Here is a 19,681-nt window from a genome sequence, read left to right on the forward strand (position 1 = left end):
AAGACACTAAAGTTATATAATGCAACCAACTTCAACTTTAGGAGAAAATTTATGAACGAAACTATTGAAATTTTAACCGATAAAATGCGCTCTTTGCTCGAAAGCAGCGTTTCTTTGGCGATCCATTCCAAAAATAGCGAAGTGGGCGTATTGCACATGCTCTGGGCTTTGGTAGCCGATAGCAGCTCGGTGCTAAATCAAATTTTTAATAAATTTAGTATCGAAAAGACCGCGGTCGAACTTGAGATCAAAAGCGAAATTTCAAATTTGCCTACGAGCTCAAACGTCACGAAGGAAAACGTGCGAATCTCGCGCGAGCTGATGAACTCGCTAGAGGTCGCAAAAGGGCTGATGACGAGCTCGGGCGATAAATTTATCGCCGTAGATACCTGGCTGATCGCAAATTTAAACGCAGATCCGCTAAAGAAAATTCTGTCTAAATTTGCAGATCTTAGCGAGATCAAAAAGGAGCTAGAGGCACTTCGCGGCGGCAAAAGCATCGATTCGCAAACCGCCGACGAGACGCTTGAAGCTCTTAGTAAATTCGGCGTCGATCTCACCGCCAAGGCGATCGCGGGCGAGCTCGATCCGGTCATCGGCCGCGACGAAGTAATCTCGCGAATGATGCAAATTTTAATCCGCAAGACGAAAAACAACCCTATCCTACTGGGCGAGCCGGGCGTGGGAAAAACCGCGGTCGTCGAGGGTCTTGCGCAGCTGATCGCCAAAAAAGAGGTTCCGCTCAGCCTACAAAACAAACGCGTTATCGCGCTTGATATGAGTGCGCTGATCGCGGGCGCGAAGTACCGCGGTGAGTTTGAAGATAGGCTCAAAGCCGTCATAAACGAGGTCGTAAAAGCCGCGAATGTCGTGCTTTTTATCGATGAAATTCACACTATCGTAGGCGCGGGCGCAAGCGAAGGCTCGATGGATGCCGCAAACATCCTAAAGCCCGCTCTTGCGCGCGGTGAGCTGCACGCGATCGGCGCTACGACGCTGAAAGAGTATAGAAAGTATTTTGAAAAAGATGCCGCGCTTCAGCGCCGCTTCCAGCCCGTAACGGTCGCGGAACCTAGCGTGAGCGAGGCTACGGCGATCCTGCGCGGCATAAAGGAGCGACTAGAGGTGCATCACAACGTCACCATCACCGATAGCGCGCTTGTGGCGGCTGCAAGGCTAAGCGATCGCTACATCAGCGATAGATTTCTGCCTGATAAGGCGATCGATCTGATAGACGAAGCGGCGGCAGAACTTAAAATGCAGATCGAAAGCGAGCCCAACGAGCTTGCCAAGGCCAAGCGCGACATCCTCACGCTTCAGGTCGAAAAGGAAGCCCTTAAGATGGAGGATGACGGCAAAAACGACGAGCGGCTCGCGCAGATCGACAAAGAGATCGAAAATTTAACCGAGCAAAAAAACGCGCTTCAGGCTAAATTTGAAAACGAAAAGTCCGTATTCGGCGGCATCAGCGAGGCTAAAAAAGCAATCGATAGCCTTAAAAACGAAGCCAGCCTAGCAAGACGCAACGGCGATCTTAGCAAGGCTGCCGAGATCGAATACGGCAAGATCCCCGCCGCGCAGGCGAAGGTCAAGGAGCTTGAGGCGAAGTGGGACGCGATGAAAGAAAACGGCGTGCTTTTGCGAAACCGCGTGGACGAGGAGAGCGTGGCTGAAATTTTAAGCAAGTGGACGGGCATCTCGGTAAGCAAAATGCTCTCCTCCGAAAAGGAGAAATTCCTCCACATCGAGGAGCATCTAAAAGAGAGCGTCGTGGGGCAAGATGAGGCGCTGCACGCCATCGCTCGCGCAGTCAAGCGTAACAAAGCGGGGCTCGTGAATGAAAACCGCCCGATCGGAAGCTTTTTGTTCTTAGGACCTACCGGCGTCGGTAAGACCGAGAGCGCAAAGAGCCTCGCTAGGTTTTTATTCGATGATGAGCGAGCGATGATCCGCTTTGATATGAGCGAGTATATGGAAAAACACAGCGTATCGCGCCTCCTCGGCGCGCCTCCGGGATATGTGGGCTACGACGAGGGCGGACAGCTTACCGAAGCGGTGCGCAGAAAGCCCTACTCTGTGCTGCTTTTTGATGAGATCGAAAAGGCGCACAAGGACGTTTTTAACATCCTGCTTGGAATTTTAGACGACGGACGCGCGACCGATAATAAGGGCGTTACGGTTGATTTTAAAAACACGATCATCATCCTAACAAGCAATATCGGCTCGGCTAAGATTATGGAGCTTGACGCCAAAAATACGGACAAGCCGCGCGAGGTAGCGCTTGCCGAGCGAGAGGAGGCGGTAAAGAGCGAGCTTAAGAATTATTTCAAGCCCGAATTTATCAACCGCTTGGACGATATCGTGATCTTCAATGCCCTAAGCGAGGACGATCTTATAAAAATCGTGGGCATTATGTTTAAGAGTCTGCAAAAAACGCTCGCAAATCGCGGCATTAACGCGAGCCTAAGTGAAAATGCCAAAAAGCTCATCGCCTCGGCGGGCTTTGATATCGAATACGGCGCAAGACCGCTACGAAGGGCGCTCTACGATCTGGTGGAGGATAAGATCGCCGATATGATCCTAAGCGACGAGATCAAAACGGGCGATCGGATCGAAATCGGCGCGCGTGACGGCGAGATCGAGATAAAGAGGGTGAAGTAAAATCGGGCGGAATTTATCCTGTAGGGTAAATTCCGCGCTTTGGTGGAGTAAATTTGGTAAAGTAAATCTAATACTTTATTAATTAATATAAATTGAGCGGGTAATCTATCCCGTTGGGAATTAAAACTTGGTATTTTGCGCCATGATAGGATCGGCGCATAGTAGAATTCCATCCCGTTGGGAATTGAAACCGTTTCTTGGCTTGATTCAGAGTCGAAAAGGCGAAGTAGAATTCCATCCCGTTGGGAATTGAAACAATTGACAAGGACAGATATAAAATCCCCTATTTTGGTAGAATTCCATCCCGTTGGGAATTGAAACGCCGCGGGCGGGCAGCTTCATAATAGCCTTTTGTAGAATTCCATCCCGTTGGGAATTGAAACTAGCTATCTTTGTAGATTTGCTCTACGCTCTGCTCTGTAGAATTCCATCCCGTTGGGAATTGAAACGGCTATTTTGCAGCGCCGTAAGCTTTGCCTCTATCTCCGTAGAATTCCATCCCGTTGGGAATTGAAACAATTGACAAGGGAGAGAGCAAAAGCTCGCTGCGCTGGGTAGAATTCCATCCCGTTGGGAATTGAAACGTCTTTTTTTTTGCTTTTATTAGAGCCTTTAAGCTTGCGTAGAATTCCATCCCGTTGGGAATTGAAACAAGGCAGTGCCTAATTTCCTAATGGGAGCAAAAGATGGTATAATTTCATCCCGTTGGGAATTGAAACGCATTTCGCTCATTTCGTCTGATAGCCTCTTGTATATCGTATAATTTCATCCCGTTGGGAATTAAAATACTCTATTTAAAATCTCATTTTTCCTCTCGCATAGTAGCATTCTATAGAATTTACCAAGCCGAATTCTGCCTGATAAAATTTTTACCAAATAGCTGCGCAATGGGCTTGAAATTTTAAAATTTATTGAGTGTAATTCCGCATTTCAGAGCTTAAAATTTTAAATTTAAGAAGCAGCGACTTCAAGCTGCGTGATTCAAAACACGAGGATTTTAGATTAAAAAATTTAAGAAGGCAGATGAGATTGGAATTTTAAAAATAGAGGTCAATGATCGAAATTCCAAACCGCGCAACTTGAAATTTTAAATCTGAAGTGGAGGCAAAATTCTAAGATCATTTCGAAATTTACCCCTTTTAAATTTACATATCTCGAGCTCTATTCATAAAAATTTTACATATTAATTTACGCAAAATTTAACCGAACAAAGATGATCTCATAAACTTATCCGCATTAAATTTTATCTCTTCTTTTTAGAATAAAAACTATCGCAGACGCGATTATTAGCGATGATAAAGCGCTTATAATCATTATGTTAAATTAAAATTTGAGCGATCGAACAGATGACCTAACCAGGTCAAATCAGCTCTTGCTAGGATTATCACAGCTAGCGAATAAGTATAAAATAAACTTATAAAAAATGCAGATGCGCCGGATATTTTATCTAGCAGAATAAAAGCCTTTATTTTGGAAAATGCGAAGCAGCAGATGATCAGAGGCAAAATTACCGTCGCGCAAAATAGATACAATACCATAGCGCCGAAAATATCGCTTTCACTATCGCTCGCCTCTTCGTGCCACGTTAGTTCAAAAGCTTTTAAGACGATAGAAAGCGGATTCGCGATATCGTAACCGCTATACTCCGCCAAAAAAACCGCGTCTATGCTGGCAAATATAACGCCCAAGCAGTCTACAGTAAAAAAGAGTAAGGCGATCCAGAATAAAATCCTCACCCCTTTTAGCTCAAAACATTTTTTAATGAACTCTTTTATCGCCCTACTCCCCAATTCATAGCTTTTAAGATAAATTTGGCTTTTATATCGCGTTTTATTTCGGCGCTTTTAAAAACACTTTGTCATAATTTATCATCAAAATTTAAGCCTTTCGCTGCGCTAAATTTTAAAATTTACCGAGCTGAATTCTGATAGGACAAAAAACTACTTATCCTTTTCTTGTATCTATCAGCGTGACTTTATAATTCTCACCTTGCTTATATAATCCATCAAGCCCAAATACTATAAGTTGCTCTTTTAAAAGCGAAAAAATTTCATCTACTGATATTTTTTCGCTACCATTTGGCACTATTGACAATACTTTCCAAACTTTATTATATTGGATACCTGCAACTTTTTCATCTAATCCATAATCAAGAACGATGTCAAATATATCACCTTTATAATAGAATTTCCACATTACTTTCGATAGATATGCGTGATCTATCTCCAAATCATTAAATAATTGAGTTTTCATAATCCAACAATCCAGTTTTTTATCTATAATCCAGCTCTTTTGACTTGGTAGTCTCTTATATAATGGATTGTACTTATAGTAAATCTCGCTAAGTCCATACTTCTCATCATCCTCTTTTGTGATGATTGCATTTTCAAACGCCATTCTCGACTCCTTAAAATTTAATTCTCGGATTATACTACGATATATTTATATCCGCCTATGCGCTAATATATAATATATTTAAAATTTAAAACCGCTTTGCCCTACCCAATTTTATGGTATTTTGCCGCTCTAAATTTTAAAATTTCAAGTCTGCAAAGGACGGATAAAATTCTAAATTTCAAAGTCTCCACACTGCGCTAAATTTTAAAATTTAAAGCAGACGAAGCATGGGTTGTATGAAATTTAAAACCCCAAATCCTAAAGACAAGATAAATTCTATACCTCTAGCCTGCACGAAATTTTAAAATTTCAGACTTACGAAAGCGGATAAATTTCAAAATTTAAAGCAAGCAAAGCACGAGCGGAATTCTAAAATTTTATAATTCTAAAATTCCGCTCTACTTCGTTTTCTTTGCGCTGTCTTTGCTGGTCGTTGCATTTGCGTCGATGTAGCCCATCTGGACGAGTTTTTCGTAGATTTGCATTATCACGGGACCTGCCGCGCTTCCGCCGCCTCCGCCGTGTTCTACGAGCACGGTTACGGCGTATTGCGGCTTGTCGTACGGCCCAAAGCTAGTCATCCAAGCGTGCGAGCGGTGGAAGTAGTCCATATCGGCCTCTTTCATTCGCTTTTTGGCGGTCTGCGAGATGCCTACGACCTGCGCGGTGCCTGTCTTGACCGCTAGAGGCACTACTGCGGTATGGATGAGCTTGTAGGCGGTGCCTCCGTCCGGGTTGTTGCCGACCTCATACATGCCGCGTCGCACGAGGGGTAGCTGCGCCTTTTCTTTCGGCGTGAAAAGCTCAGTAGGGGTAAATTCCACCGGCTTACCGTCGATGCTTTTTAAAAAATGCGGCGTGATAGCCTTGCCCGAGGCGATCTGCGCGGTGTTTTTAGCCACCTGCATAGGGGTGACGAGCACGTCGCCCTGGCCGATCGAAGCATTGACCGTCTCGCCCTGATACCACGCGCGCTTAAATTTCTGCATTTTCCAGGCCTTATTAGGCATCGTGCCTACAAACTCATTGGGCAGATCGACGCCCGTTTTGCTACCGAAACCCATGCGCTGCAGATACGCGGACATATAGTCGATCCCCACCAGCAGCGAGCCTTCGTAAAAATACACGTCGCAGCTATCCTTGATCGCTTCTACTAGGCTCACGCGCCCGTGACCCCACCCCTTCCAGCAGCGGAATTTACGCCCTCCAAGCTCTATAGCGCCACTGCAAAACACGCTCCAGTTTTCATTGATCTTGCCGCTGTTTAAAAAGCTCATCCCCACAGCCATTTTAATGACAGAGCCCGGCGGATAGAGGCCGTTTACGAGCTTATTCGTAAAAGGATGACGCGGATCTTTTATCAGCTCATCCCACTGCACCTGTGAAATTCCGCCCACAAAGGTGTTTAGATCGTACTCGGGGAAGCTGCCCGCCGCGATAATAGCGCCGTCGCGCAGATCCATCACGATCGCTACGCCGTCCTTATCTTTAAAAATTTCCTCGAGATATTTTTGCAGCTCAAGATCGATGGTAAGGGAGATTTCGCTGCTGCTGGGCTCCCTCATCGAGATCTCCTCTACGACCTGATTTAGCGCCGTAACCTTCGTCTTGCGCTCGCCCTTGCTGCCCTGCAAAAGCTCGTTATAATACCCCTCGACGCCGCTTCTGCCGTTGTATCCGGTAAGCGCGCTTAGGGGGTTGCTTTGAATATCCTTTTTATTGGCGCGGCCTACATAGCCGATGATATGCGAAGCAAGCGCGCCGTAAGGATAAAAACGCTGCGAAGCGGGCGAAATTTTGATATTTTCGTGCAGGCTTAGGCTTGCAAAATGCTGTATCGTGGCGTTGTAGTCCAAAAACGGCACGACTTCGATAAAGTCTTGATTATAAGCGGAATTTGCGTCCTTGTAGCTCTTGCTCATCGCAGTGACGTTGAGATCTTTGAAGTAGCGCGAGATGTTATTTAGCTCGCTTTGTAGCGCGGCGTCTTTTAGGTGCGGCGCGATCGATAGCGAAAAGCCGAGATTATTTATCGCGAGCGGGCGGCCTTTGGCGTCTAAAATTTGACCGCGCACCGGCGGGATGTATTCGGTGGAGATGACGTTGTTTTTAGCGACCTGCTCGTAGAATTCGTTTGATTTGATCGAAAGATAATAAATTCTAACCAAAAGCATGCTAAAAAATAGTATTACAAATACGAATACGAACTTTAGCCTCATACCAGCCGCCCCTTAAAAAAGAGCAGAGCGAGCAAAATTTCAATCACTATATAATTTAAATACTCGCCGCTTAGAGGCAGATACTCGCTCTTTTTGATCGCCGAGATCGCGTTGCTCACCACAAAGACCAAAACATAGCTGATCATCACGTAAAAGCAGATCAAAAAATTTCTAAATTTAATATATTTAAATGAGTTTTCATAGACCACGAAATAAAATATACAATACGCGATAGCCACGCTAAATAGGTTAAATCCGTGGATCTGCTCGGCGCAAAACAGATAAAAAATAGAGAAAAACCAGGTAAATCCGAACTTTTTAAATTTCACGTCGTTTTCATATTTTTGCACCACCATCGCCGTGAAAAAAAATCCGATCAGCGGCGGCAGCCCTCTATACACCGCACTTAGAAGCAGGTAGAAAAGAACCCCTGCGCTAAAAAGCGTGTCCGCTATAACGTATAGATAAGTGCGATTTCGTTGCATACCGGAAACTTTTTGCATTTAATACAATCGGCCCAAATTTTTTGCGCGGGCAGCTCATCCTTTGGGATTTCGGTAAAACCGAGGCGTTCAAAAAATTCTTTTTGATAGGTGAGCGTAAATACGCTTTTTAGCCCATAAAATTTCGCTTCGTCTAGCAGCTCGTTTACGATAGCTCTAGCAATGCCCTGCCTGCGAAACTGCGGAGCGACGATGAGCGAGCGCACCTCGGCAAGATCTGCGTTAAAAATTTTAAGCGAAGCAAAGCCCGCCAAAATTTCGGTATTTTTTGCGGACTGCGATTCGCAAAGCCGCGAAAGATCATTCTGAAAAACGCCCGCGCTTTGCGAATATTTGCTCTTTAAAATTTGCTCTTTGCCCGCTTGCGCGCGCCCCGCCTCGGATACGACCTGTGCTGCGCTTTGCGGCATAGCTAGTTGCGGCGCAAAATTACTCGCGGCATTTTCGGCGGAATTTTCAGTAGAATTTTTGGCAAAATTTGCGGCGGAGCTTTGGATTAAATTTAAATCAGCATTGCGCGCTAAATTTGAATCGGAATTCCTGGCTAAATTTAAATCGGAATTTTCTTTAGAATCGAAACTCAAATTTTCCTTGGAATCAAAGCTCCTATCCGCCTTAGAATCGCAGCCGAACGCCAGCACGTATGAGCGGATATTGGCAGCTATCTCATCGCTTTCAAGCGGCAAGATCACGCCGTTTTGCACCTCCTCTTTTACGAGCTCCTGCATACGCGAAATGTCGCAAAGGCGCGCTTTTTTTAGCCGTATCATCTAAAATTTTCCCTAATCTTCGCGCAATTTTCGCGGTGCATTTTATATCCGCTAAATTTAATTATTTTGAAATTTTGCGCCGCAAAATTTAACGTATTTAAATTTAGAAATTTCATAATCCAAACGCCCCACGCACGATGATCTCGCGCGCTTTTTGTAGCCCGCCGCCCTTTAGCGTAGAGACCAAAACCGCCTGCGGATCGTGCCTCAAAAGCTTTGCGCGCTCGCTTTGGTTGAGTTTGTCGGCTTTGGTGTAGAGCCTCACGACCTTTTGATCGCCGCGCAGAAAACTAGCGAGATAGTTTTGCAAATTTTTATCTATCGTAAGATCAAACTGCCTCGCGTCGATGAGATGGACGAAAAGCTTGATATTTAGGCGCTCTTTGATGAACTCGTCGAGATTTTTTTGCCAGATATAATGCAGTTTTTTAGAAACCTTGGCATACCCAAACCCCGGCAGATCCACGAAGATCAAAGAGATATTTTCACCCAAGCTCGCAAGATCCGAAAAGGCGGGGTTGCCCGCTAAGCTTAGCGCGGATCTACCTGTAAAATTTAATTCGGGGCTTTGCGCTGAATTCGGCGCAAAACCTGCCGCAAGATCTGTCTCGCGATCCGATTTAAAATCCGCCGAGGCGCTTTTTAAATTTAAAACGAAATCCTGCTTGGAATTTTGCGCAGACGCCGCAGCCTCCGCGTGATCTTGCGCGCAATTTGCAGCCGAGCTTAAAGCCTCTTTGCTTGCTAGATCGGGCGACGTTTCATTTTGCGAGCCGTCCGAGTCTGCGGCAAGCTTTTGTTTAAATTTAACTTCGAAAAAATTTATCAGCTGCGTTTTGCCCGGCGTTGAGCTTGATTTGGCTAGGTTTTTGCGCCCGGTAAGCGCGTTTATCAGGCTGCTTTTGCCGACGTTTGAACGCCCCAAAAACGCCACTTCGCTCATCGCAAACTCGGGTGCACCCGCGATATTTGCGGCGGAGGTGATAAACTGCGCGCTGCTAGGATAGATCATTTGTTTTGATCTTCGACCTGAAAGATCAGCCGCACGGGCTTTTTCTCGCCGCCGCCGCTTTTTACTTCGTAGGTGCCCTTTTGACGATTTACGATGATCTTATCGCCGTAAACCTCCTTTTTGGTCTCGGCTTCGTGCAGATAGGCGTTGTTTTCAAGCGTATAAGCCTCGATAGTCGGATCATAGGTCAGCACGCCGCCTTTGCCGTCGTAATGCTTTTGATTGAGCAAAATTTTAAAATTTGCATTCCCCGTCGCGACGTATTTAGTAGGCTGGCGCTTGGCGTCGAAATAGATCGTCACTTTGTCGGAATTTAGCGTATCGTAAGCGCCCTTTTTGATGCGGACATTGCCTGTTAGGACGCTGATCTGCTTGATCTCGTCGGCGAAAAAATTATCCGCCGTGACTTCGACCTGCTCCTGCGCCGCACTGAGAACTGACGCGCCAAAGCCCGTAATTAGCGCGGCTGCGAGTATTAGTTTGTGGAGTTTTGATCTTTTATTAAATACCATGCGTGGATTCCTTTTGAGTTTGTTTGTTTGGTTTTGGTGTCGTAGCTTATGCTTGCGCCCGTGATGCGGTCGCCGCCTTGGCGCAGCACGTACGGCACGTCTGAGCGGACGATCTTGCTGCTCGTATCGTAGATGATTTCCTGCGCCGTGTAATCAAAGCCGTCCGTGTTGATGTAATGCGCATCGCCGTTAAATTTTATTAGATCACCGGCGTACGTCGCGGTTTTTGAAACCAAGGTGTGATTTAGATCCGCGCTAATCTCCTCGGCTTTAAAATTTACAAACTCGTCGCGATCCTTGTAGCGAGTGCCGCCGTCCGCGGTAAATTTAGCATCCACGCGCTCGCCGATCTGATAATCGACGATCTTTTTCATCTCCATATTCGCAATGCTTAGATCCTGTCTAAACATATCGCTAAAATACGGCGTCTGCACGCTTAAAAACACCATCGCGACGCAAAAGATCGCAATCGCAACGTAGAAAATTTTTATTACCATCGCTCGGCCCCTTTTGATCTGCGCGAAATTTCGCCTCTCGCAGGCATTCTCACGCGCGCTTGCAAAACTACAGCCATTTGCTATTCCACTCTTCGCGCATGCCGTTTTTATCGATGAGTATTTCGATCATCTCGCGCACCGCGCCGCAGCCGCCGTTTTTGCTTAGCGCGACGTCCGCTTTTAGCGAGCTTAGCGCATCGGCGGGCTTGAAGCTGATCGCGACCGCATTTAAAAGCTTCGCGTCGTTTATATCATCGCCGATCGCGGCGGCCTCATCAAAGCTTAGGTTAAAATTTTTTAAAATTTGCTCCGCCCTTGAGAGCTTGTCTTTTTCACCTTGAAAGAGCGTATCGATCTTTAGCTCGCGCGCGCGGTTTGCGACGATTTGCGAGCTTTTGCCGGTGATGATCGCGACCTTTAGCCCCAGCCGCTGCCACTCCTGGATGCCAAACCCGTCTTTTACGTTAAATTTCTTCATCTCTTCGCCGCCGTTTGAATGGTACAGCCCGCCGTCGCTAAGGCAGCCGTCTACGTCTAAAAATATGATCTTTATCACTTCGTTTTCCGTTTTTTGAAATTTTGTGATTTTAACGAAATTTGGCTGAATTTTTGGCAAACGCCGTATAAATTTAAGCTGCGATCTTAGCCCTTAATCGGCACGTAGCCGCTATTTTCGATGATGCTTTGCCCCTGCGGCGAAAGGATCCAATCTATCAAGATGCGGATATTTTCGTTTTTGTTATTTTCATCGTAAACCGCGTAAATTTCGGCTACGAGCGGGTATTTGCGGCTAGCGATATTTTCTTTATTCGGATACGCGCCGTTTAGGCTAAGCATCTTCACGCCGCCGTTTCGCACGATCCCCTCGACATAATAGCGAAACGAAAAGCCGATCGCGCTGCCGAAAAAGCCCGTGATCTTGCGCTTAGGCTGCATCCCACCCATAAATTTCAAAAACGCGCTCTGGCTGCCGCTGTCCGCGTTTCGCTGCACGGCATCTATTCGCATGCGCTCGCCGCCTAGCTGCGACCAATCGTCATATTGCCCGGAATAAATTCCTCGCACCTGATCCACGGTTAAGCTTGAAATTTTATTATTCGCATTTACGATAAAGACGAACGCCTCCAGCCCGATCGGCACGAAGCGCAAGCGCGCACCCTTTTCGCGCGCATAAGCAAGCTGCTGCTTCGAAGGGGCGGCGACGAAAATGAGATCCACATCGCCGTCGCTTATAGCCTTGTACGCGCCGCGGGTATTGCCAAATTTAAGCTTGCTAGCATTCGTGAAATTTTGCCCGTCAAATTCCACGCTTTCCTTCGGATAGTTCGCCGCGACGAATGCCGAAAATACGGGATACAAAGCCGCTGCTCCGTCGATTATCGGTAGATCGCCGCTAAGTTTTAAGCTAGAGCTGGCGCGCACGATCTGCGAGCCCTGCTCAAACGGCAGAAATTTACGCAGCTCGATCGATTTGGCCTGCATCTCGGCGCTGCTTTGATTTACGTATCGCTTCACGACGAGGCGGTAAAACGCAAAATCGAAAGCCGCCAAGATAAACACCAGAAAAATGGCGATAATTGCACGCTTCATCTTAGTTTCCGTTTGCGATATAGGAGATGATCGAGCATTTGCTCTGCAGATACAGCGCCACCCCCACTAGCGCGCAAACGCTGATCGCCCAAGCCGTAAATATTACGGCGATCGTTTTTCGAAAAATTTCATCGCTCATTTTGTGCCTCACATATGCGAAAGAGCGCTGTTAAGCAGCCATAAAAAGCCCATTAAGGCGGCTGAAAAGATTATGAATAAAAACGCAGAGAGAATCAGGAGATTTCTAATCTTTCTGCGCTGCTCGGGCGCGCTTTTAGCGGATTTAATAAATTTTATTAAATACACGATGAGGAAAATAAACGAAATTATCGGCAGCGCGATCAAAACCGAGATCGAGATGAACAGATCCGGCAGCCACTCAAAATATACCAGCGGAGCGAAAGTACACAAAAACGCAACCGCCGAAATAATTAGAAATTTTTTATCTCTTTTATGGCGCTCCGGCTCGTCTTTTGATCTGATAAATTTAATCAAACACACTATGAGCCAAACAAAGCAGATCAAAAAGAGCACATTTAAAATCTCCATAAGCGATCCGAAAATATTCATCTTTTACCTTTAAATTTTAATGTACAAAGCGGCATTTTAGCGCGCCAATTAAATTTACGCGCCCGTCAAGCAAGAGCGCAAGCGCAAATGCGCCTAAAACAAGCTCTTAATAAAGCGACGATCCTCGCCCGAGCAAAAGCGAAATTTTGCAAATTTCAAGCGGCGGCGAAAGTAAAATTTCAAACGCCGATAAAATTACAAAACCGCGAATTGCTAATTTTGTTAAATTTAGCGCGCATTTGCCGCTATAAAACGCCCTTAGTGCTAGGCACGCCGGCGCGCTCGTTGATACTTATCGCACGACGGAATGCGACGGCAAACGCCTTAAACGCGGCCTCTGCGACGTGATGTAGATTTTCGCCGCGGATCTGGCTTAGATGCAGCGTTAAATTTGCGTTGAAAGCCAGAGCGCGGAAAAACTCCTCCACGAGCTCAGCGTCGAATTCGCCGATCTTACCGCGCTTTAGGCTCGGGCAATCAAATACCAAAAACGCGCGGTTGGAAAAATCAAGCGCCGCAGAAACCGCCGCCTCGTCCATCACGACGACGCTATCGCCAAAGCGCTCGATGTTTTGCGCGGGATAGATCGCCTCTTTGATCGCGCTTCCGAGCACTATGCCGCAGTCCTCGACGCTGTGGTGAAAATCGACCTGCAAATCGCCCTCGCAGCGCAGGTTTAGATCGATCCACGCGTGCTTGGCAAATGCGCTAAGCATATGATCAAAAAAACCGATGCCAGTTTGTATCTGCGCCGCGCCGCGCCCGTAAAGCTCCAGCTCCAGCTCGATTTTAGTCTCTTTCGTAGCCCTATTTTTGCTTATCATCGCGCAATCCTTAAAACTAAATTTTGTTTGAAATCTATCTAAATTTCACTAAATTTCGGTTAAAATTTCGGCCAACTTTTCGGAATTTACGCTGCCGATCTGGCGCAGGTTCGCAATCTCGGCGCCCTCTTTAAAAAACAGAATCGTAGGCGGGCCGAATACGTTGAAATGAGCTTTTATCGCTCTGTTTTGCTCGCTATCTTCGCTAAGATCGATCTTTAAAAGGCTAAATTTATCAAGAGCGCCAGCAAGAGCGGGATCTGCGAACGCTCGCTCGCTCTGCTCGCAATTTTTACACCAGCTAGCCCAAAAATCCACTATCACGGGCTTTTTGGAATTTTCTATTTCGCCGCGCAGCTGCGCCAGATCGTGCACAAACGAAAAATGTGCGCCGCTTAAATTTTTAGCGCGAGGAATTTCGCCCGCCTGCAAGCTCTCGCCCAAGCCGCCCCTGGAATATCTCGCGTTTTGCGGGATTAGATTACCAAGCGGTCTGGAAAAATCTTTCGCGCCGCTGGCAAAGCCCGCGAGCAGCAGTGCCGAATATAGCGCGATTACAAGGGCCAAAGCGCGCTTTACCCCGCCCGCGCCGCCGTCAAACAGTCCTAAAAATCCTGCGAAGATCGCGCCCAAAACCGCGTAAATCAGCAGGCTTAAATTTTCGCCGATGAGCGTGCGCGAAATCCATACCGCCGTAAAAAGCAGCAAAAAGCCAAAAATTTTAGGCACCGCCTCCATCCAAGCTCCGGGCCTAGGCAGTGCGCCGCCGAGCCCCACCACAAGCAGTAGCGCGCCGCTTCCGAGCCCGAGCGCAAAAAGAGCCGCCGCGCCCAACAAAACGTCGCCGCTGCCCGCGATGTAAACGAGCGCGCCCGCAAGCGGAGCGGAGATGCACGGCGATACGACGAGCGCCGAGATAAGCCCCATCGAAAAAACTCCGATCAGACCGCCGCTCTTTTCGCTTTTGCTATTTAAGAAGCTTTGAAAACGCGCAGGCAGGCGAATCTCGTAAAATCCAAACATCGAAAGCGCAAGCACAGCAAATATGAGTGAGGTTAGGATCAGCGCGGGCGGAGTTTGCAGCAGGCCTTGTAAATTTTGCCCGAAAACCGCCACGAAAGCCCCTAAAATCGCATACGAGCTCGCCATCCCAAAAATATACGCGAGGCTTACGGCGAGGCTCGTTTTCGCGCTCGGCTTAGAGGAGGTTTTCGCCACTATGATCGACGAGAGGATCGGGATGAGCGGATAGACGCAAGGGCTTAGCGAGAGCAACACGCCATAGCCGAAAAATAGCGCGATCGCCGCGATGAAGCTCTTGCTGCCAAGAACGTTTAAAATTTTATCCTGCTCGGAGATGGAATTTGCGTGCGGATTTTTGTGCGCGGAAGTTTGGTGGGAATTTACAGCAGCGTTTTCAGCCGAGCTTGCCGCGGAATTTCCCGCCGCATACGAGTTTGCCAAGGAATTTGCCTCTGCGCCTGAAGCTGGCGAATTGCTTTCAAAATTTGAAGTCCTGCTCTGTGCGCTGTATGCGGCAGAAATCTGCGCGGAATTTACGCCGCTTCGGTATTTTTTCAGCTCGGAGTTTGAAATTTTGCTGATCTGATAGCCTTCCACTACGCGCTTGAAGCTGAAACCGAACTGCTGCGGCTGGTAGCAAAAGCCCGATTTCGTGCAGCCCAGAAAATCGCCATTAAGCACGAAATTATCGCTGTCTGCGGCATTTGCAAGTACAAGGCCTAAAGGCACGGCGATGCTAAATTTGCCCTCGTAAATTTTATAATCCTTGTATTCGGTCGCGGCGGGCAGATTTATTAAATTCGTTACCTCCGCGCTGCCGATGAAAATTTTTATCTCGTTTTGATAGAGATAGACCCCGTCCGCGATATCAAAGCTTAGCGTTACGCTATCGCTTTGCGCCGCCGCGTTAAGCTTGAACGCATCGGAGGGTTTCAGGGGCTCGGCGCCCAAGCCTAAAAGAAGAAACGCTGCCAAAATCAGTGATCTGATCAAATTTTATCCTTTGAAATTTTTTCCTACATTCTAACGTAATAAGTATGAATTTATAGTGTAATATAAAGAACTTTTTTGTAAAATTCTTTAAAATTTTTAGGAGGCGATATGAGCAAAGAGATCAAAACCGAAACGGGCGAAATAGCACTGAAAGAGATAGAATTTAAAAGTTCAAAGTACGAAAAAATCTCGTTCAAAGACTACGAAACGCTGCTTGAGAGATACCAGATCGAGCTTTTGAAGCTGCAAAAATTCGTAAAAGAAAAAGGCTTAAAAATTTTGATTTTGATGGAGGGGCGCGACGCGGCGGGCAAAGGTGGCACGATCAAGCGCTTAACCGAGCACCTAAATCCACGCGGATGCCGCATCGTAGCGCTCGAAAAGCCGAGCAACGTCGAAAAGACGCAGTGGTACTTTCAGCGCTACGTCGCGCACCTACCCAGCGGCGGCGAGATTGCGATCTTTGACCGCAGCTGGTATAACCGCGCGATGGTCGAGCCGGTGATGGGCTTTTGCACCCACGCTGAGCATAAAGATTTCCTGCGCCAAGTGCCTAAATTTGAGGAGCTTTTGGTAAGTGCGGGGATAATTTTGTTTAAATTTTACTTTTCAGTCTCCAAAGAGGAGCAAAAAAGGCGCTTCGAATCGCGCCGCACCGACCCGCTGAAGCAATACAAACTCTCGCCAGTGGATGCGAGATCGCAGGAGCTGTGGAATCAATACACGCTCGCAAAATACTCGATGCTGCTAGCTTCAAATACCGAATTTGCGCCGTGGACGATCCTAGATAGCAACGACAAAAAGATCGCGCGACTAAACGCCTTCCGCTGCATACTCTCGCGTATAGACTATCCCGAAAAAATTGGTGCGAAGGAGCTTGCGGTGGATCCGAACCTAGTGCGAAACGGCGCCAGGGAGATAGTCTTAATGGAGGATAGCCAAAAAAGCGAGGCTTGGCGCAAGCTGGAAAGCCCCTCTCGCAAGAATAAGAAGGATAAGAGAAAAGGCTGACTTACCAATGAAGATTACCCGCTAAGAATTGCTAGGGAGGCTTGCTAGGAATTGCCTCATTATGGATTATTTCCCAATAATAGAAAGGCATTGAATTTTACAGCTTTTCATTTAAAATCTTTAGCGGGATTCCATCCTGTTGGGAATTGAAACAAACGTCGCAACGAGGGAATTAAAACCCCTCTTTGGTGCGCTTATCGGCTTTGGGTTCGGAGTAGAATTCCATCCCGTTGGGAATTGAAACCTTTGCAAAGCATTAAGGGCTCTCACCATAATTTGTAGAATTCCATCCCGTTGGGAATTGAAACTCCTTTTGGATACCGGCGCTCAGCGCCAAAGTAACGTAGAATTCCATCCCGTTGGGAATTGAAACTATCATAGCGGTAACGACTCTAAAGTCAAAAGTTTGTAGAATTCCATCCCGTTGGGAATTGAAACTGATAAAATAGGAATAAACGAAGCCGCTAAAAAATCCGTAGAATTCCATCCCGTTGGGAATTGAAACTTCCTCAATAAATTTTGTGATAGAATTTTGTAGATTTTCGTAGAATTCCATCCCGTTGGGAATTGAAACCTGCGGTAATCGACCCCGATCCCCACCCGGTAACCGTAGAATTCCATCCCGTTGGGAATTGAAACCCTTGAAATCAAGGTAGTTTTAGCAGCTCCGCGGGTAGAATTCCATCCCGTTGGGAATTGAAACTCAAAGTGCTTGAGGGTAGAGGAAGCCAAGCTGATGTAGAATTCCATCCCGTTGGGAATTGAAACATGTCTCTAAATCATCTCCTTGCCAACGCGCGCCGTAGAATTCCATCCCGTTGGGAATTGAAACCGGCAAAAAGTCAAAGCAGTTTCTATCAAATTTGGTAGAATTCCATCCCGTTGGGAATTGAAACTCGACTTTCAGCGGATAGACGTCCTGCCAGCAATTTAGTAGAATTCCATCCCGTTGGGAATTGAAACCAATGCGACGGCAAGAACCAAGACTGCTTTAGTAGGGTAGAATTCCATCCCGTTGGGAATTGAAACTCAGGGGTGCAGATAATGGACGTGGGGTAGATGGGGTAGAATTCCATCCCGTTGGGAATTGAAACTCTCAAACTTCGTAACGAAGCCTTGCACTTGCAAAGTAGAATTCCATCCCGTTGGGAATTGAAACTAACGTTTATAAGCGATTCTAGGGTTCGTGACGGAGTAGAATTCCATCCCGTTGGGAATTGAAACTGCCGTATCCGTTTTAATAATGAGGAGAGGTAATGAGTAGAATTCCATCCCGTTGGGAATTGAAACTTTTCTTGTATGTATTTATTGCATTGTTCTTGCTTTTGTAGAATTCCATCCCGTTGGGAATTGAAACTATCGTTGGCAATCCCGGTAGCGGTAAATCTTATGTAGAATTCCATCCCGTTGGGAATTGAAACAATCGACTACCGATTCAAACGATTTTAATTCTACTTCGTAGAATTCCATCCCGTTGGGAATTGAAACGCACCCTTGCTTTTATATCGCTTAGGTAAAATTCTTGTAGAATTCCATCCCGTTGGGAATTGAAACAGAATTTGCGCCGATGCTACGATGATGAGCCATCGTAGAATTCCATCCCGTTGGGAATTGAAACATGGGCTTGAGTGGCATTCTGTGTGCTTTTTTGCGTAGAATTCCATCCCGTTGGGAATTGAAACGGTATGGCACGTTTTCTACAGAGGAAAAATAAACCGTAGAATTCCATCCCGTTGGGAATTGAAACTAGCTTATAACGCTGGATTAATAGACCCAGGTTCTCGTAGAATTCCATCCCGTTGGGAATTGAAACGATATTTATGCGCCCAACGCTACGCCTGGTCCAAATCCGTAGAATTCCATCCCGTTGGGAATTGAAACAAATATCGTCGTCTTTACAATATGCGCCATACTTACGTAGAATTCCATCCCGTTGGGAATTGAAACCCAGTATAACCGATTTTTCCCGCACGCTTACACATACGTAGAATTCCATCCCGTTGGGAATTGAAACCGACACTCAAAACACCCTCACTCCACGCACGAGTAGTGTAGAATTCCATCCCGTTGGGAATTGAAACCGATCCAGGTTCTCTTTTTAGGTTTATGGGCTACGAGTAGAATTCCATCCCGTTGGGAATTGAAACTCAAGTGGCGCGTGTTTCGCTTCGCTCTCACGCGCGTAGAATTCCATCCCGTTGGGAATTGAAACTAGCCTTAAGCGGGGCGAGCTTTTGGTTCTAAGCGTAGAATTCCATCCCGTTGGGAATTGAAACAATTGACAAGGACAGATAGAAAATCCCCTATTTTGTAGAATTCCATCCCGTTGGGAATTGAAACAATATGATAAACCGCGGCATAAATTCCCATTTGCGTAGAATTCCATCCCGTTGGGAATTGAAACGGGCTTGACGGGCGCCCAATCCCTGCCGCTCCTACGGTAGAATTCCATCCCGTTGGGAATTGAAACACACGACTACGGAGTTCGTAGAGCGGATATAGCTTGAGTAGAATTCCATCCCGTTGGGAATTGAAACAACTATAACTTTCATAAATTTACTATGCGGTTCAGGTAGAATTCCATCCCGTTGGGAATTGAAACTCCACCACGCTGTTTACGTAGGCGCGAATTTGTCCGGTAGAATTCCATCCCGTTGGGAATTGAAACGAAAGGAGAAAGAGATGATAAAAGCCATGTCGATGCGTAGAATTCCATCCCGTTGGGAATTGAAACTTCCAGCTTTCTTTGAAGCAACGTGAAGACTTGCTGAGTAGAATTCCATCCCGTTGGGAATTGAAACCTATGGCTTCAGACGGAAAAGTGTCGGGAACTTTTGGTAGAATTCCATCCCGTTGGGAATTGAAACAGCCATCTGTTAAAAAGGGGTACATAGTTATTGAGTAGAATTCCATCCCGTTGGGAATTGAAACAAAATTACGGTATTCTCCGTAATTTTAAAAGATGGGTAGAATTCCATCCCGTTGGGAATTGAAACTGCTAAATCTTTGCCGGGTAGCGCTTTTAACTATTTTTTGTAGAATTCCATCCCGTTGGGAATTGAAACTTTGATTTTTCGACTGCCGCCAATATTCAGCCTA

Annotated in this window: 16 protein-coding genes and 1 CRISPR repeat array; of the genes, 2 read left to right on the forward strand and 14 right to left on the reverse strand. The window is 46.5% G+C overall.

Going from position 1 to position 19,681, the window contains the following annotated elements; genetic code table 11:
* The first annotated feature begins 51 nt into the window (after nt 1-51).
* On the forward strand, nt 52-2,661 hold the full coding sequence (locus tag Q0274_RS05000; RefSeq protein ID WP_298028124.1) for an AAA family ATPase: 2,610 nt from the start codon (nt 52-54) through the stop codon (nt 2,659-2,661).
* A 1,313-nt stretch (nt 2,662-3,974) separates the two neighbouring features.
* Here the strand turns inward: Q0274_RS05000 and Q0274_RS05005 are convergent.
* The 14 genes from Q0274_RS05005 to dsbD form a co-directional block, all read right to left on the reverse strand.
* Nucleotides 3,975-4,451 carry a hypothetical protein gene (locus Q0274_RS05005; protein WP_298028125.1) on the reverse strand — a complete coding sequence of 159 codons (477 nt, stop codon included), beginning with the start codon at nt 4,449-4,451 and terminating at the stop codon, nt 3,975-3,977.
* 154 nt (nt 4,452-4,605) lie between these two features.
* Entirely contained in the window at nt 4,606-5,058 is a 453-nt protein-coding gene (locus tag Q0274_RS05010) for a hypothetical protein (protein ID WP_298028126.1), read from the reverse strand.
* A 398-nt stretch (nt 5,059-5,456) separates the two neighbouring features.
* Nucleotides 5,457-7,277 (reverse strand): penicillin-binding protein 2, encoded by a 1,821-nt coding sequence (gene mrdA / locus Q0274_RS05015; protein WP_298028128.1) that lies wholly within the window; start codon nt 7,275-7,277, stop codon nt 5,457-5,459.
* The gene (locus Q0274_RS05020; protein WP_177389110.1) at nt 7,274-7,762 is read right to left on the reverse strand and encodes a hypothetical protein; all 489 of its coding nucleotides are present in this window, start codon (nt 7,760-7,762) and stop codon (nt 7,274-7,276) included. The genes mrdA and Q0274_RS05020 overlap by 4 nt, the downstream gene beginning before the upstream one ends.
* Nucleotides 7,729-8,550 (reverse strand): GNAT family N-acetyltransferase, encoded by an 822-nt coding sequence (locus Q0274_RS11110; protein ID WP_367271913.1) that lies wholly within the window; start codon nt 8,548-8,550, stop codon nt 7,729-7,731. The genes Q0274_RS05020 and Q0274_RS11110 overlap by 34 nt, the downstream gene beginning before the upstream one ends.
* Before the next feature lie 112 nt (nt 8,551-8,662).
* Nucleotides 8,663-9,562, reverse strand: coding sequence for a GTP-binding protein (locus Q0274_RS05035; RefSeq protein WP_298028129.1), 900 nt, complete (start codon nt 9,560-9,562; stop codon nt 8,663-8,665).
* Nucleotides 9,559-10,074 (reverse strand): lipopolysaccharide transport periplasmic protein LptA, encoded by a 516-nt coding sequence (gene lptA, locus Q0274_RS05040; protein WP_298028131.1) that lies wholly within the window; start codon nt 10,072-10,074, stop codon nt 9,559-9,561. The genes Q0274_RS05035 and lptA overlap by 4 nt, the downstream gene beginning before the upstream one ends.
* A complete protein-coding gene (gene lptC, locus Q0274_RS05045; protein WP_298028132.1) occupies nt 10,038-10,571 on the reverse strand; it encodes an LPS export ABC transporter periplasmic protein LptC in 534 nt (177 codons plus the stop codon). The genes lptA and lptC overlap by 37 nt, the downstream gene beginning before the upstream one ends.
* Before the next feature lie 67 nt (nt 10,572-10,638).
* Nucleotides 10,639-11,127 (reverse strand): HAD family hydrolase, encoded by a 489-nt coding sequence (locus tag Q0274_RS05050; protein ID WP_298028133.1) that lies wholly within the window; start codon nt 11,125-11,127, stop codon nt 10,639-10,641.
* An 86-nt stretch (nt 11,128-11,213) separates the two neighbouring features.
* Nucleotides 11,214-12,161, reverse strand: coding sequence for a substrate-binding domain-containing protein (locus Q0274_RS05055; protein WP_298028135.1), 948 nt, complete (start codon nt 12,159-12,161; stop codon nt 11,214-11,216).
* Nucleotide 12,162: 1 nt separating this feature from the next.
* Nucleotides 12,163-12,300: a hypothetical protein gene (locus tag Q0274_RS05060; protein ID WP_298028136.1), complete on the reverse strand. Its 138-nt coding sequence runs from the start codon at nt 12,298-12,300 to the stop codon at nt 12,163-12,165.
* 8 nt (nt 12,301-12,308) lie between these two features.
* Entirely contained in the window at nt 12,309-12,731 is a 423-nt protein-coding gene (locus Q0274_RS05065; protein WP_298028138.1) for a hypothetical protein, read from the reverse strand.
* A 245-nt stretch (nt 12,732-12,976) separates the two neighbouring features.
* Entirely contained in the window at nt 12,977-13,555 is a 579-nt protein-coding gene (gene hisB, locus Q0274_RS05070) for an imidazoleglycerol-phosphate dehydratase HisB (protein ID WP_297896113.1), read from the reverse strand.
* Nucleotides 13,556-13,603: 48 nt separating this feature from the next.
* Nucleotides 13,604-15,571 (reverse strand): protein-disulfide reductase DsbD, encoded by a 1,968-nt coding sequence (gene dsbD / locus Q0274_RS05075; protein WP_298028139.1) that lies wholly within the window; start codon nt 15,569-15,571, stop codon nt 13,604-13,606.
* A gap of 108 nt (nt 15,572-15,679) precedes the next feature.
* Between dsbD and ppk2 the strand changes: the two genes are divergently transcribed.
* Nucleotides 15,680-16,582, forward strand: coding sequence for a polyphosphate kinase 2 (gene ppk2 / locus Q0274_RS05080; RefSeq protein ID WP_298028141.1), 903 nt, complete (start codon nt 15,680-15,682; stop codon nt 16,580-16,582).
* Nucleotides 16,583-16,705: 123 nt separating this feature from the next.
* A CRISPR array of direct repeats spans nt 16,706-19,647; the repeat unit is 30 nt; unit sequence GTAGAATTCCATCCCGTTGGGAATTGAAAC.
* The last annotated feature ends 34 nt before the right edge of the window (nt 19,648-19,681 follow it).

This window comes from uncultured Campylobacter sp. (assembly GCF_937973075.1).
Classification (GTDB): domain Bacteria; phylum Campylobacterota; class Campylobacteria; order Campylobacterales; family Campylobacteraceae; genus Campylobacter_B.